The 13,682-nt window shown below is 63.2% G+C and carries 18 protein-coding genes and 1 tRNA gene; 7 read left to right on the top strand and 12 right to left on the bottom strand.

All coding sequences use genetic code 11. The annotated features are described in order from the left end of the window. Positions 1-15: 15 nt before the first annotated feature. Positions 16-606: an invasion associated locus B family protein gene (locus tag NKJ57_RS00865; protein ID WP_023669715.1), complete on the bottom strand. Its 591-nt coding sequence runs from the start codon at positions 604-606 to the stop codon at positions 16-18. Positions 607-824: 218 nt separating this feature from the next. Between NKJ57_RS00865 and NKJ57_RS00860 the strand changes: the two genes are divergently transcribed. Together NKJ57_RS00860 and NKJ57_RS00855 are read left to right on the top strand one after the other, a co-directional pair. Beyond that, complete coding sequence (locus tag NKJ57_RS00860) at positions 825-1,127, top strand: hypothetical protein (RefSeq protein WP_023683090.1); 303 nt, start codon at positions 825-827, stop codon at positions 1,125-1,127. 122 nt (positions 1,128-1,249) lie between these two features. Beyond that, positions 1,250-1,726 (top strand): NUDIX hydrolase, encoded by a 477-nt coding sequence (locus NKJ57_RS00855; protein ID WP_023669717.1) that lies wholly within the window; start codon positions 1,250-1,252, stop codon positions 1,724-1,726. A 6-nt stretch (positions 1,727-1,732) separates the two neighbouring features. Here the strand turns inward: NKJ57_RS00855 and NKJ57_RS00850 are convergent, their stop codons facing one another. From NKJ57_RS00850 to NKJ57_RS00830, 5 genes are all read right to left on the bottom strand, one after another. Further along, positions 1,733-2,599, bottom strand: coding sequence for a citryl-CoA lyase (locus NKJ57_RS00850; RefSeq protein WP_031196006.1), 867 nt, complete (start codon positions 2,597-2,599; stop codon positions 1,733-1,735). Continuing rightward, positions 2,596-3,774 (bottom strand): CaiB/BaiF CoA transferase family protein, encoded by a 1,179-nt coding sequence (locus NKJ57_RS00845; RefSeq protein WP_352510301.1) that lies wholly within the window; start codon positions 3,772-3,774, stop codon positions 2,596-2,598. The genes NKJ57_RS00850 and NKJ57_RS00845 overlap by 4 nt, the downstream gene beginning before the upstream one ends. Before the next feature lie 15 nt (positions 3,775-3,789). Continuing rightward, the gene (locus NKJ57_RS00840) at positions 3,790-5,313 is read right to left on the bottom strand and encodes a tripartite tricarboxylate transporter permease (protein WP_023669720.1); all 1,524 of its coding nucleotides are present in this window, start codon (positions 5,311-5,313) and stop codon (positions 3,790-3,792) included. Positions 5,314-5,317: 4 nt separating this feature from the next. Continuing rightward, positions 5,318-5,854 carry a tripartite tricarboxylate transporter TctB family protein gene (locus NKJ57_RS00835; RefSeq protein WP_023728518.1) on the bottom strand — a complete coding sequence of 179 codons (537 nt, stop codon included), beginning with the start codon at positions 5,852-5,854 and terminating at the stop codon, positions 5,318-5,320. Positions 5,855-5,978: 124 nt separating this feature from the next. Then, positions 5,979-6,956 carry a Bug family tripartite tricarboxylate transporter substrate binding protein gene (locus NKJ57_RS00830; protein ID WP_352510300.1) on the bottom strand — a complete coding sequence of 326 codons (978 nt, stop codon included), beginning with the start codon at positions 6,954-6,956 and terminating at the stop codon, positions 5,979-5,981. Positions 6,957-7,162: 206 nt separating this feature from the next. Here NKJ57_RS00830 and NKJ57_RS00825 point away from each other — a divergent pair, with 206 nt between their 5' ends. Continuing rightward, positions 7,163-7,936 carry an IclR family transcriptional regulator gene (locus tag NKJ57_RS00825; protein ID WP_352510298.1) on the top strand — a complete coding sequence of 258 codons (774 nt, stop codon included), beginning with the start codon at positions 7,163-7,165 and terminating at the stop codon, positions 7,934-7,936. Here NKJ57_RS00825 and NKJ57_RS00820 read toward each other — a convergent pair. The 3 genes from NKJ57_RS00820 to NKJ57_RS00810 form a co-directional block, all read right to left on the bottom strand. Further along, positions 7,923-9,023, bottom strand: a complete 1,101-nt coding sequence (locus tag NKJ57_RS00820) for an OmpA family protein (RefSeq protein ID WP_352510296.1) — start codon at positions 9,021-9,023, stop codon at positions 7,923-7,925. The genes NKJ57_RS00825 and NKJ57_RS00820 overlap by 14 nt on opposite strands. Before the next feature lie 120 nt (positions 9,024-9,143). After that, a complete protein-coding gene (locus NKJ57_RS00815) occupies positions 9,144-9,683 on the bottom strand; it encodes a GNAT family N-acetyltransferase (RefSeq protein WP_023686555.1) in 540 nt (179 codons plus the stop codon). A gap of 142 nt (positions 9,684-9,825) precedes the next feature. Beyond that, positions 9,826-10,056 (bottom strand): YdeI/OmpD-associated family protein, encoded by a 231-nt coding sequence (locus NKJ57_RS00810; RefSeq protein WP_023683083.1) that lies wholly within the window; start codon positions 10,054-10,056, stop codon positions 9,826-9,828. Between the two features lie 141 nt (positions 10,057-10,197). On the opposite strand from NKJ57_RS00810, the gene NKJ57_RS00805 reads away from it, so the two are divergent. Further along, entirely contained in the window at positions 10,198-10,653 is a 456-nt protein-coding gene (locus tag NKJ57_RS00805) for a DUF2214 family protein (RefSeq protein ID WP_352510295.1), read from the top strand. Positions 10,654-10,717: 64 nt separating this feature from the next. Here the strand turns inward: NKJ57_RS00805 and NKJ57_RS00800 are convergent, their stop codons facing one another. The 3 genes from NKJ57_RS00800 to NKJ57_RS00790 are packed head-to-tail and all read right to left on the bottom strand — an operon-like array spanning position 10,718 to position 12,098. After that, a complete protein-coding gene (locus NKJ57_RS00800; RefSeq protein ID WP_352510293.1) occupies positions 10,718-11,056 on the bottom strand; it encodes a hypothetical protein in 339 nt (112 codons plus the stop codon). A gap of 7 nt (positions 11,057-11,063) precedes the next feature. Further along, a complete protein-coding gene (locus NKJ57_RS00795) occupies positions 11,064-11,261 on the bottom strand; it encodes a hypothetical protein (RefSeq protein WP_352510292.1) in 198 nt (65 codons plus the stop codon). Between the two features lie 15 nt (positions 11,262-11,276). Further along, the gene (locus tag NKJ57_RS00790; protein WP_352510290.1) at positions 11,277-12,098 is read right to left on the bottom strand and encodes a hypothetical protein; all 822 of its coding nucleotides are present in this window, start codon (positions 12,096-12,098) and stop codon (positions 11,277-11,279) included. A 271-nt stretch (positions 12,099-12,369) separates the two neighbouring features. Between NKJ57_RS00790 and NKJ57_RS00785 the strand changes: the two genes are divergently transcribed. From NKJ57_RS00785 to NKJ57_RS00775, 3 genes are all read left to right on the top strand, one after another. Continuing rightward, positions 12,370-12,445: transfer RNA gene (locus tag NKJ57_RS00785), tRNA-OTHER, on the top strand. 158 nt (positions 12,446-12,603) lie between these two features. Next, positions 12,604-12,762, top strand: a complete 159-nt coding sequence (locus tag NKJ57_RS00780) for a hypothetical protein (protein WP_352510289.1) — start codon at positions 12,604-12,606, stop codon at positions 12,760-12,762. After that, complete coding sequence (locus NKJ57_RS00775) at positions 12,759-13,481, top strand: hypothetical protein (RefSeq protein WP_352510288.1); 723 nt, start codon at positions 12,759-12,761, stop codon at positions 13,479-13,481. The genes NKJ57_RS00780 and NKJ57_RS00775 overlap by 4 nt, the downstream gene beginning before the upstream one ends. The last annotated feature ends 201 nt before the right edge of the window (positions 13,482-13,682 follow it).

Below are 13,682 nucleotides of genomic sequence, written 5' to 3'. Positions count from 1 at the left end.
CCGCGCGCTCGCTGCTCAGTCCGCCGAGAGTTCCGCGGTCCGTGCCAGTGCGCCGCCGAAGCCGTTGAGCGGGATGGTGAAACTCACCGCTTGACCGGTGTCGGCCGCGAAGGCGTCGATCTTCAGCGTGGTGGCTGCCTTGAGCAGCGGCGTGACGCTGGCATCGAACGCCACCGGCACCAGGCAGCCGACGGCCTGGCAGGTGTTGAACGGCAGGCTGCCTTCCAGCTTCTGGTCGTCGATGGTCAGGCTGACGCCTTTGGCGAGCGCCAGGCCGAACGGCAGCGCCAGCGTTCCGGCGGCATCCTCGCCGCTCTTGCTCGACAGCTCGATGGCCAGCAGGCGCTGGTTGGACTGCTTGTTGAACTGCTGATGCGACAGGCTGCAAACCTTGGCCGTGCCGGTTACCTGGCAATTGACCGTCCAGTCGCCATGTGTCTCGGACAGCGCCGAGGCGCCGCCAGGCAATGTCGGGCCGGCAGCAGGGGCGGGCGCTGCGGCGGCAGGCGCCGCCTTGTCGGTCTTGGTTTGCGCCGCGACTGCCACCGGGCCAAGAATACAGATGCTGCCCAGTAGCGCCGCGAAATATACTTGCCTGCTTTTCATCAATATGCTCCCGATTGTGCCTCGAGTCAGCCGCGATTGAGGCCGAGATCCGCGCCCGATAGAGCGGTCAATCGATCTTTTCTGTCAAGTGCGGCCGGGCCGCTTCCTCAGGGATTTCGCCAACCCGTGGCAGATCGGCCCATGGCAGACCGGCCCATGGCAGATCGAGACGAACGCCCTATATAGAGAGGAGGTTATATCTGTACGGGAATGAACTGATGTCGACGCTTCGCCTATCGACAGTTCTCATGTCGGCAATGCTGGCGGCGGCAACGCTCGCCGGCATCATGCAATCTGCTGCGGCTCAGTCCGTCAATCCCAGCGCCAACCGGCTGATCCAGCAGAACCAGCTGCAGCAATTGCGCAACAGCCTGCAGCGGCAGCAGTTCCAGCAACAACAGCAGCAATATCGCGAGCAGGACCGTCGGATCGTGCCGCAGCCGCGCCCCGAAGTGCCCGTCGTCCGGCAAGCTTGTCCGATTCAGATCGTCAACAACCAGATTGTGCGTGTTTGCCGTTGATATCGGTCGCTTGCGATTTACTTAGTCGACTTATTTACTAAAAATGCCTCATTGCCTCGCGGGCATATCAGGGGTTTGCAGGCGGCGTGCGGCGGTGCGCCCGCCGACCGGATTTTCAGCACATGGCGACGACCAAGAAAAAGGCGGTACGCAAGGCAAGGCGAGGCGAACGCATTCGCCAGGTCGCCGCCATTCCCTTTCGCCTGGACGTTTCAGGCAATTTCGAAGTGATGCTGGTGACGTCGCGAGCGACGAAGCGGTTCATCGTGCCCAAGGGCTGGCCGATGAAAGGAAAGAGCGGGCGCAAGGCCGCCACCATCGAGGCGCGCGAAGAAGCCGGCGTGCTCGGCAAGACCCGCAAGGCGCCGGCCGGCAGCTATTCCTACTGGAAACGGCTGGAGCACAATTTCGTGCGCGTCGACGTCGTCGTCTATCTGTTGGAGGTGTCCGAGGAACTGGCCAACTGGCAGGAGGCCAAGAGCCGCCAGCGGGCATGGCTCAAGCCGCAGGACGCGGCGTTGCTCATCGATGAGCCGGATCTCTCGACGCTGATGGCCAACCTGGCGCCGCCTCAGCCGGCAGTGCCGGACCCGGCCTGACCAACCTCACTTGCCCTCGTCCCCTTCAGCGGGACCCTCATCCCCCTCAGCGGGAAATGGCCGCAGCGGCGTGCCCGTATAGGCCCACAGCCATTCGCGCGGCAGCGGCCCTTTGTTGCGCTCGCTTTGCTGCGACTGTTCCCATGCATGCGCCAGGATGCCCACCGAGCGCGAGAGCACGAACAGGCCGCGCGTCAACGGCGGCGGAAAGCCGAGCTCGCCATAGATGACGGCGGTGGCGCCGTCGATGTTGAGCGGTATTTTCTTCCCCTTGCGCCGTGCCACCTCTGATTCGACGGCCTCGGCGATGTCGGCAAAGCGTCCGCTGACGACGCCGCGCGCGGCAAACTCGCGCGTCACTGCGATCAGGCGCGGCGCGCGCGGATCGACCGGGTGGAAGCGATGGCCAAATCCCGGCACATAGCCTTTCTCCTCGGCGAAGAAACGGTCGAGCCGTGCGGCTACGGCTTGGTCCAGCGCAACACCCTGGTCAAGTGCCACGGCAATGTCGCCATAGAAGGACAGCGCCTGTTCGCCGGCGCCGCCATGCACGTCACCCAGCACGTTGACGGCGGACGCCATGGCGCTGTTGATGCCGACGCCGCAGGTGATGGCCATGCGGGCAATGGCGATCGACGGCGCCTGCGGCCCGTGGTCGACGGCCGCCCCCAGCGCAATGCCGAGCAGCGCCGCCTGCTCCTCGCTCGGCAATTCGCCGCGCAGCATCAGCCAGATCGTGGCCGGAAAGCTGACGCGGCCGATCAGCTCCTGGATTTCATAGCCGCGCAGCCGGATAATGCCGGGGCTCATCTCGATGATGCCGGTCTGCCACCATTCCTCGCCGCGTTCGCGGCCGGTTTTTCTCTCGCTCACGCGCTTCTCCTGGCGCGCGGCGGCAGGGTGGAAAAAACCTCGTCCATATGCTCGCCCAGCACAGGCGGCGGCAGGACCGGCAAGGGTGCCGCGCCATCGACCATGAAGCCGCCGCGCACCACGGTCAGCGGCTGCGCCATGCCGGGCAGACCCTGGAAACGCGTGGTCATGTCGCGCTCGACCACCTGGCGCTCGCCAAGCACTTGGGGGATCGTCAGCACCCGGCCCGCCGGCACGCCGGCGCGGTTGAATTTTTCCTCCCAGCCTGCGGCCGAGGCGCTCGCCAAGGCCGTCTCGATCAGCACCTTCAGCACAGCGCGGTTCTGCTTGCGCGTCTCGCGCTCGGCAAAGCGCGGATCGTCGGCCAGTTCCGGCTGGCCGATCAGCCGGCAAAGCGTGACGAACTGCTCCTGCTTGTTGGCGGCGATGTTGAGCAGGCCGTCGCCGGTGCGAAACGCGCCGGAGGGCGCAGCCGTCATGTTCTCATTGCCCATCGGCTGCGGCTCGACGCCGGCGGTCAGATAGTTGGACACCGGCCAGCCCAGCGCCGACAGCGTGCATTCGAGCATCGAGACATCGAGAAACGCGCCCTCGCCCGAGGTCTTCTGCTTGACCAGCGCCGCGGCGATGGCGAAGGCCCCGACCAGCCCGCCCAGCGTGTCGGCGACGGGATAGCCGACCCGCAAGGGTGCGGTCTCCGGCGTGCCGGTGATGCTCATGATGCCGGACAGCCCCTGGATGATCTGGTCGTAGGCCGGATTGTCGCGCATCGGCCCGGTCTGGCCGAACCCCGATATGGCGCAATAGACGAGACCCGGACGAACCGCTTTCAGCGCCTCATAGCCAAGCCCCAGCCGCCCCATCACGCCCGGTCGAAAGTTCTCGACCAGCGCATCGGCGGAGGCGACGAGATCGAGGAAGCGTTCGCGGTCGGCTTCGCTTTTGAGATCCAGCACCACCGATCGCTTGCCGGCATTCTGCGCCAGGAACGACGCGCCCATCCCCGCCTCGTTGAGCGCCGGCGAGGCGCCGAGCTGGCGCGCCAGATCGCCGCCTTGCGGCGTCTCGACCTTGATGACATCGGCGCCGAGCAGCGCCAGCTGGTAGGCACAATAAGGGCCCGCCAGCACATTGGTCAGGTCGAGAATGCGGATGCCGGCAAGCAGATCGGTCATGATGCTCCAGGTCGCTCAGGCATCGCCCGGCACATGCTCGGGTCCGCGCCGGCGCCGATGCTCGATGAAGGCCCAGATATGCGGACCGGCGAGCCCGATGAAGGCAAGGATCAGCAGCACCAGCGACAGCTTGTGGGTGTAGAACACCGACCAGTCGCCGTTCGAGATCGTCATCGCCCGGCGGAACTGCGTTTCGGCAAGCGGCCCCAGGATCATGCCGATGATGACCGGCGCGGTCGGGAAATCGAAGCGCCGCATCAGGAAGCCGGCGGCCCCCAGGAGATAGAGGATGACGAGGTCGATCGGCGATTGCGAGATGCCGTAGGTGCCGACGGTGGCGAACACCAGGATGCCGGCATAGAGCTGCGGCGCCGGGATTTTCAACAGCCGTACCCACAGCCCGATCAGCGGCAGGTTGAGGACGACCAGGATGACGTTGGCGATGAACAGGCTGGCGATCAGGCCCCAGACCAGATCGGCCTGCGTCGTCAACAGCAGCGGTCCCGGATTGATGCCGTAGCTCTGGAAGGCCGACAGCATGATTGCGGCGGTCGCCGAGGTCGGCAGGCCAAGGGTGAGCATCGGCACCAGCACGCCGGCGGCAGACGCATTGTTGGCGGCTTCCGGTCCGGCAACGCCCTCGATGGCGCCGACCGTGCCGAACTCCTCCTTGTGCTTCGACAGCTTCTTTTCGATGGCGTAGGACAGGAAGGTCGGGATCTCGGCGCCGCCGGCAGGCATGGCGCCGATCGGGAAGCCGATGAAAGCGCCGCGCAGCCATGGCTTCCACGAGCGCCCCCATTCGGCCGCGGTCATGTAGAGCGAGCCCTTGAGCGGCACGATCTCGTCCTTGCCGGCATAGCGGCGCGAGGCCATGTAGAGCGTCTCGCCGACGGCAAACAGGCCGACCGCGGCAATGATGACATCGACGCCATCGAGCAGTTCGTTCATGCCGAAGGTGAAGCGCGGCTGTCCCGTCTGCAGGTCGACGCCAATCATGCCGATGACGAAGCCGATGAACAGGCTGGTGAGGCCGCGCACGGAGGACGAGCCGAGCACCGCCGACACCGTGATGAAGGCAAGCACCATCAGCGAGAAATATTCGGCCGGCCCGAAGGCGAGCGCGAACTTCACCACCACCGGCGCCAGGAAGGCGACGCCCATCGTGCCGATGGTGCCGGCGACGAAGGAGCCGATCGCCGAGGTCGCCAGTGCCGCGCCGCCGCGACCCGAGCGGGCCATCCTGTTGCCTTCCAGCGCGGTGACGATGGTGGCGCTTTCGCCCGGCGTGTTGAGCAGGATCGAGGTCGTCGAGCCGCCATACATGGCGCCGTAATAGATGCCAGCAAACAGGATGAAGGACGCCTCCGGCGCCACCTGGTAGGTGATCGGCAGCAGCAGCGCGATCGTCAGCGCCGGCCCGAGGCCGGGCAGCACGCCGATGGCCGTGCCGAGCGTGGTGCCGACCAGGCACCACAGCAGGTTCGTCGGCGAGAAAGCGACCGAAAATCCGTGGGCGAGATGGCCGAGCGTCTCCATGGCGTCAGCCCCTTACCGTGGCGATGATCGCGTCGACCACCGTATTCAGCTGGTTTTCGATGAAGCCGGCGCCAATGTTGACGCCGAGCGCCCTGGCAAAGCCGAAATAGGCGGCAAGCGCCAGGATCAAGCCGGTCAGCGCATCGCGCAGCGTGTGCTTGCTGCCGAAGCCATAACAGACGAGCACGAACATGATGACCGAGGCGGCGGTGAAGCCGAGCGGCTGGATCAGCACCAGATTGGCGACCAGGCCGGCAACGACGATGCCCATCGCCTTCCAGTCGGTCGGCGTCTCCTTTTCTTCCTGCGGCTGCCAGCCGCCGCGCAGCGCGGCGACGATGAGCAGCAGCGAAAGCACGATCATGCCGGTCATGGTGATGTAGGGAAAGACGGTCGGCCCGACCTTGGAATAGAGCGGCGAAACCGGGATCGCCAGGGTCTGCCACGCCACGGCCGCGGCACAGGCGAGAAGCCCGATGCCGATCAACAATTCGGGCATGGCAAGGCGCGGGGGCGCCGGCTGCTGGTCGCTGGTGCTCATCGATGTCCTCCCGAGATGGCCGGCATCCTCCCGCCGGCCGCATCCGCAGTTTCACTCCCAGCGCATGATATGTCCATGCCGCAGGCGAATGTCGGAGGGGCGGCCGTGGCCGCCCCTGAAGACATCAGGCGAGGCCGAGATCCTTGAGGATCGCGGTGATGCGGGCGGTGTCGTCGACGAGGAATTTCGCATAATCGTCGCCGGTGAGCAGGATGGGCGTCCAGTTACGGTTCTTGCACTCGGTTGCCCAGGCATCGCTCTTGGCCATGGTCTCGATCATCGTGACCATCGCCGCCTTGTCGGCATCGGAGACGCCTGGCGGTGCGAAGACGCCGCGCCAGTTGAACAGTTCGACGTCAATGCCGGCTTCCTTCATCGTCGGTGCGTCGATGCCGTCCTGGCGCTTGTCGGCGGAGATCGCCAACAGCCGAAGCGCGCCCGCCTTGACCTGCTCGGAGAACTCGCCGAAGCCGGAAATGCCGGCCGCAACCTGGTTGCCGAGCAGCGCCGACAGCGCCTCGCCACCGCCGGCGAAAGGCACATAGGAGAGGTTGGTTGCCGGAACGCCGACCGTCTTGGCGATCAGCCCGAACAGGATGTGGTCGGAGCCGCCGGCCGAGCCGCCGGCCACCGGAACCTTGGTCGGATCCGCTTTGAGCGCCGCAACGAAATCGCCGGCCGTCTTGAACGGCGAATCCGCCGGCACCACCAGCGCCTCGAACTCGCCGGTGAGGCGAGCGATGGGCGTGACTTCGGAGAGGTTGTTGGCTGATTTGTTGGCGATGATGGCGCCGACCATGACCATGCCGGCCACCATCAGCGAATTGCCCTTGCCCTTCCATTGGCTGATGAACTGCGGCAGGCCGACCGTGCCGCCGGCGCCGCCGACATTGGTGATCTGCGAGCCGGAGATCAGTTTTTCACTGCGCAGCACCTGGTCGATGGTGCGCCCCGTCTGGTCCCAGCCACCGCCGGGCGCGGCCGGCACGAAGATCTGGATCTGCGGTGCATCCTGAGCGAGGGCGGGCGTCAAATGCGTTGCAACGAATCCGGCAGCGCCTGCGGCCGCGGTGCTCATCAAAAATCTGCGTCTGTTCAGCATGGGATTCCTCCAAATCACGACACCTCCTCCGGTGCCTGCCAGAAACGTAGCCTGAAAACAGACCCGCTCGGCAAAAATTCATGCCGATTTCGGTGCGTTCTGTCAACAGGAACGCTGTTCTACTAGACAGAACCATGGATGTGCGGCACAATCGCTTCGGCCGGCCTTTGTCCGAGCAGGTAAACTGGAATGAAACTGTTCGTGAGATGACCGAAGCGCGATCCCAGCCGTTGCCGGCCGATGGTGTTGCCGCGCTCGACCGCGCGATTGCCATTCTCGACGCGTTCGCGACCGCCGACCGCTCGCTCAGCCTGGCCGAGATCGCGGCGCGCACCGGGCTCTACAAAAGCACCATTTTGAGGCTGGCGAACTCATTGCTGCGCGGGCAGTTGCTGGAGCGGCTCGACGATGGCCGCTACCGCATCGGACCCGCCACCTTTCGGCTTGGCGCGCTTTACCAGCGCTCGGTCGTGGCGGTCGACATCCTGCTGCCGATCATGCGTGATCTTGCCGAACGCAGTTGGGAAAGCGTGGCGTTCTATGTCCGCTCGGGCGACGCCCGCACCTGTCTCTACCGCGTCGAATCCAAGCATCCTATCCGCTACACCATTCGGGAAGGCGACCTGCTGCCGTTGCTCACCGGCTCGGGCGGCCGCGTGCTGGCAGCGTTTTCAGGCCAGCCGGGCGAACCATACGAGACCATCCGCAAGGCCTGCCACTATCTGTCGATCGGCGAACGCGACCCTGAGACGGCGGGCGTCTCGGTGCCGGTGTTCGGACCGGGCCGCGTTCTGCTCGGCGCCTTGACGCTCGCCGGCCCGTCGACACGCGTCGATACGGCGTTCCTGCGCCGCATGACACCGGACCTGCTGGAGGCCGCCGCTCGCGCCACCCGCGCCTTCGGCGAGGATGCCTCGATGCTGGAGCAGGCAGCGCGCCTAGCCGGCGCTGAAACCGTGATCGGCCTCAGTTCGCCTTGACCAGCACCACGCGGCGGTTCTTGGCGCGGCCGGTTTCGTCGTCATTGCTGGCGACGGGCGCCATCATGCCGGCGCCGGCGGCGGTCAGCCGGCCGCCATCGATGCCGTATTTCGAGACCAGCGCCGTCTTTACCGACTGCGCCCGCCGCGACGACAGATCGATATTGTAGTCGAAGGCGCCCTGGTTGTCGGTATGACCGACGACGATCACCGCCATGCCCGGCTCGTTGGTCAGAAGCGTCGAGATCTCCTTCAGCGTCGGTTCCGATTCCGGCTTGATGTCGGCCTTGTCGGTGTCGAAGAAGATGCCGTAGAGCGAGATGGAGCCGGTGGCCGACAGCGAATCCGCCATCTTGGCCGCTTCGACCACCACCATCTTCTTGTCGCGCGCCTTGGGCTCCAGCACCTGAACGACGGCGATGGTGCGGCCGTTGAGTTCCTTGCAGTAGAGGTCGTCGATCAGCGAATAGGCCTGAACAGTGACATAGGCGTCGCCGCCATCCTGCGGCACCTTGGCAGCGAAGAAGCGCTGGTCGTTGATACCGGTGGTTACCGCACAGGCGCCATTGGAAAAGGCCGCGTCCTTGACGTCGCTTTCATGGAAGAAATACATCATCAGGCTCATGTCGCCGCCGCCACCGCTCGACGACCGGTCGGCGGCGCCGCCGCACTCTTCCTTCTTGCATTCGAACAGGACTTCGCCGCCGGCGGCCGCGATCACATCCTGGTAGTTGCGCAGCACTTCGAGCGGGGAGCGCTCGGCCGGCAGCACATAGGCGATGCGGGTCAGCGCGCCTTCGACCTCAGCCTTCTTGTCCGGCGCGAACACACGGTTGTTCATCGTGTCACGGGCATCCGGATCGGCGCTCGGCTTCAGCGGCGACAGCGGCACTGTAAAATCGGTATAGGCGAATTTTTCGTAGGAGACGATGAACGACCCCTCGTAGCGCTTGGCCAGATGATTGTCGGCACCGCCCTCGATGTCGGCGGTCGGCACCGTCGCATCGGCGCCCGCCAGTTGCACGGCCGCCAGCAGCAGCAGCCCCGCCCAGAAAAGCTTCAGAAATATCGCATTGATCGTACGCATGGTCGGCTCCCCCAAAGAGCAATTCCAGGAAAAGTGTGAGCGGTTTTCCCACAGGAATTGCGTAGCTAGATTAGAATAGCCAACCCTGGCAGAACGTGGAAATTGCGTCGATGAAGCGCTTCACACCCGCCGTTCGAGCAGGATCGTCAGCCCGTCGTGATAGGTGGTTTCCAGGACCTTGGTGTAGCCGCACTTTGCCGCAACGTTCAACGAACCGGTGTTTTCCGGATCGATGATGCAGACGGTTCTCGCGCCGGCAAAGGTTTCGTCGCCCCAGGCCAGGGCCCTTCTGACGACTTCGCTGGCAAGACCCTTGCCATGCGCTTGCGGCGCCAGCGCCCAGCCGGCTTCCGGAATGCCCTCGAGCGACGGCTCGATGTCGCGCTTCAGATCGTGGAATCCGGCCTCGCCGATGAAGCGACCGCTGGCCTTGTCCTCGACCGCCCAGAAGCCGTAGCCGAGCAGCGACCACAGGCCGGCATGCCGCAGGAACCGCATCCAGCTTTCCTCCCGCGTCCGCGGCTTGCCGCCGATGAAACGGGTGGTGACGGGGTCGGCCCACATGACGGCATAGTCGTCGAAATCTTCGATCCGGTGCGCCCGCATGATGGTCCGTTCCGTTTCGAGAACCGGGACGCCGGCTGTTTTTGGACTGCCCATGAAACTCTGCCTCCGTTGACGGTCAGCGCTTAGCAAACCAGCGCGCCCGGACAAGGGCCAAGCCGGATCATCATTCAGCCAGGGAAGCTTCCGAACGGCCTGGCGCGACCAGGCGGTCGAAGCGAACAGCGTCGGCTTACTTTCAGCCGTGCCAGACCATCTTCATGTAGAGCCCACCGCGCCGCAATTCGTCCAGCATCTGGTCGAGCCGCTTCTGCCTGGTGTCGCTGCGTTTGGCGCGGGCGACCCAGCCGAGATAATCGTTCTTCTGGTAGTCCGGCCGCGCCTCGTAGGCCGCTGTCAGTCCTTTTTCGGTCAGGGCGATGCGGATGTCGTCCGGCATCGGGTTCAGGGCGCGCTTCAGTCCGGTCATTTCAGAAAACCCCAGCTGTCAGGATGGCGACGCCGATGGTCCAACCCAGGTCCGCCTCTGGGAATTCTGCCGAACGATGCTACCTTTCGCAACCGGTCCGGCAAGGGCCGGTCTCGATACCGCCAATGGGAGGAGAACGCCATGGACACCACCGATCTCGTGCTTGCCATTCTCCATCATCTGCTGGTGTTCTCGCTGGCCGGCATCGTCGGCGCCGAATTTGTCCTGATCCGCGGCGACCTCTCCGCCGCCGCGCTCAAGCGGCTTGCCCGCATCGACCGCCATTATGGCATTATCGCCATGCTGATCATCATCATCGGCATCTGCCGCGTCATCTACGGCCTGAAGGGCTGGGAATTCTACGTCTACAACTGGGTGTTCTGGGCCAAGATGGCGGCATTCGGCATCGTTGGCCTGCTGTCGATCATCCCGACCATCCGCTTCATCTCCTGGAACCGGCAAGCCAGTGCAAATCCCGGCTTTCAGGTGCCGGTTGCGGAACTCGCCTCGGTGAAGACCTATGTGCGCGCCGAAGCCTTCATCTTCCTGCTGATCCCGATCTTCGCGGCGGCGATGGCGCGCGGCTACGGTTACTAGAGCTTTGTTTTTACGCAATTCCGGACGGAAAACCGGGTGCTGTCCTAATTAGCGGGCAGTCGTCCTAGTTTGGCGGTAACTGGCTATATTCCGTATCGGGCAATGGATGATCGCGAAGATAACCCCACGCGCCATTCCCGGACTCCGACGCGCGAGCGCCGATTTCAATTAGAAGACGGGCGGTGTCTTCTTCCGTGAGACCAACCACGGCAGCGAGAGTGCTTAGTTTGCGCCAGCCATTTGGCGAAGCTTTGTCGAGCATTTGGCGCAAAAGATTCCGACGGCTATCATCTCTGGCCCGGTCATGATTGGTTTCCCATCGATACTTTATGTATTCGGCCGCTAGCGTCAGTGCGCTGCCGACGATAGCGCCAACTAGGCCCGCCCAAAATTCCGTTCCCATCGCCGCCTCAGTCTGGTGACTTAGCCCGATTTTCGCGCATCTCTTCGACTATCGCATATAGGCCATCAGCAATCGATCTCATCGCAGCGGCTTGTTCGGCTTGTGCGACAATCGCGGCCTCGTCTGCGGTCAATTCGACCGCATCGCCCTGATAGCTCCAGTCCAGAAGGCTTGAATTGCTGTCCAATCGAAACTTGATAGCCATTTTTCCTCGCGCCTTTTAAGGGGTAGCCGACGACGTTTTGATTTCGAGCTCAATCGGAGCATCGTCCTCATCGTAGATTTGAGAGACGTTCATCGCAAAGGTCTTGAACCAGCGCAACCGCTGTGGTGAGGGCCACCCCATTTCAGCCGGTGGAATCTTCTTAAGAAGCTCAATCAGCAGCGGGTCGAGGTCAAGCTCTACTCCACCGCCGCTACCAGTTCCGCTACCAGTACCAGTACCGCCATTGCCATTCTCTCCACCGGTCTGATTGGCCGGGAGAGTTAGACCCGCGACCGTTGCCGGCATAACCATCCGGTTCTTGCCGTGTTCGAAGAAGCCGGCTTGCTCCGCCGATTTCTCAAAGCGCTGCCGCGCTCGGTCCTTCACCTTTTCCGAGACGCCCAACCCGACAATCTCGCGTTCCAAGGCGGCCGCCTGTGCAGGCAACACGCCGTTCTTGTAGTTGTCGAAAATTGCCTTGAACAACGGCACGTTCATGAACGCTTGCGCCTTGGCCGCACGCGCCTGATTTGGATCGATAATGGCCGCGCCAAGGTCGGTGACCTTGTGCTTTCTGCCTTCCGACACGATCAAGCCGAACAGCTTGGCTGCCGACAACTGCAATCGGAAACCGCTGCTTTTGACGCTCTGCTTGCTCCACGCGGCAAGCTGTGCGTCGTCGCACTCTCCACGACCTGCATTGCCGTGAATAGCCGTCGCCAATTCCATCGCCGAATCGAGGTCGTCGTAGGGGAAAGCGATGGTCGACCGCTGCCGGGTCTGTACATCGTCGGCGGGCTTAACTGCCTCCGACATGGATACGGTCTCGCCACTCATGAGGCTGCCTCCGTTCGTGCCGCAGGATTGCGGTCAGCCTCTTTATGCGGAGCCAGTGGCTTAGTCAAGATATTTGTTGCGCGAAATGGATAAGGCAGTTGACGCTGTCCAATTCTCGCAATAGATTGTTCTAAGGAAAGAGGGAATCACCATGACAACAGTTAGAGCCCCGGCACGGCAGCCGACGCTACCGGGGCGAGGATGATGGAAGGGCCGGCACCCTGACCCCGCGAAGGAAAGGTGACCGGCCCTGCAATAGGCTACTTAGTTCTCCCCGTTCGTCTAACGGCAGGACGCCCGCTCTTACAGGCGAGGGAATCCAGGTCCGAATCCTGGCCGGGGAACCAAGAATCGATGGGCCGATCTGCGCGAACAGCCGGCCCCGGATCACTTCACAGGGATTTGGCCCCCTGCGTCATGACCACTCCGCTCTATATAGCGGATTCCCGGTATTTCCGCCAGAGGCGGACGCAAGCCAATCCCATAGCCCGTTGGATTGGCCCCAATGAACATTCTTCCCCAAGACCGGCAAGTTGCCGTCATCAGCGCCCTGATCGAGGGTTGCTTGATCCGCGCGACCGAACGCATGACCGACACCCACCGCGATACCGTCATGCGCCTTGGCGCTCGCATTGGCCGTGATGCGCCGCCCTTCACGACATGATGTTTCGCGACTTAACCATCAACCAGCTTCAATTTGAAACATCAACCAGCTTCAATTTGACGAGCTGTGGGCCCACATCGGGCAAGAAGCAGATGCGCGTGAAGCGCGACGACGATCCGACTAAGGGCGACTGCTACACGTTCCTCGCACTGGACCCGTTGGATAAGGCGATCATCAGCTACCGGGTCGGCAAGCGCACTGGCGAAACGACGATTGATTTTGTCAGGGATGTGCGCGCCCGCGTCCTAGGAATGCCGTTCATCACGTCCGACGCCTTCCCGACCTATGAGCCGTCGATCCGCGCCGTGTTTGGCCCCGGCGTACACTACACGCAGATCGTTAAGACCTATGTAAACGAGCCGCCGGTAAACGCTGCCCGCCGCTACTCTCCCGGCGCTATCGTAAAGGTAGCCAAGGAACGTGTATTCGGCGCGATGCCAGATTTCATGGCTTCAACTAGCCACGTCGAACGCGTCAACCTTTCCGTACGCATGGGATCGCGCCGGTTCACCCGGTTGACGAACGGCTACAGCAAGAGGGTCGAGAACCATGAGGCAGCGGTCGCACTGTTCGTCGCGCATTACAACCTCTGCCGGGTGCATGAGAGCTTGAAGATGACGCCGGCAATGGCGCTCGGATTGACGGATCGCCCGTGGTCGGTTGCGGAGCTAATTGATGTAGCGGTAGCCATGATCGAAAACGCAGTTCGTCCTAATTAGGACAGCACCGAAAACCGCTTCACACTTTCCCGGAATTGCTCTGAAGCAACGCCAACACCAAACCCATCTCCTCCGGGCATACTCCCCACTGATCGCCATGGTTGCGCACGACTGTATTTTGCAGTTTGCGTCAGGCGACAATCTGTTAGCTTGCCTTTGTTGCACCCTCGCTGCCTGACCTGCACAGCGATCGGAGATTGA

It is taken from the genome of Mesorhizobium sp. M0077 (assembly GCF_040322955.1).
In the GTDB taxonomy this organism is placed as follows: Bacteria; Pseudomonadota; Alphaproteobacteria; order Rhizobiales; family Rhizobiaceae; genus Mesorhizobium.
The sequence above is the reverse complement of the archived record's forward strand: the minus strand, read 5'-3'. Positions and strand labels throughout refer to the sequence as shown.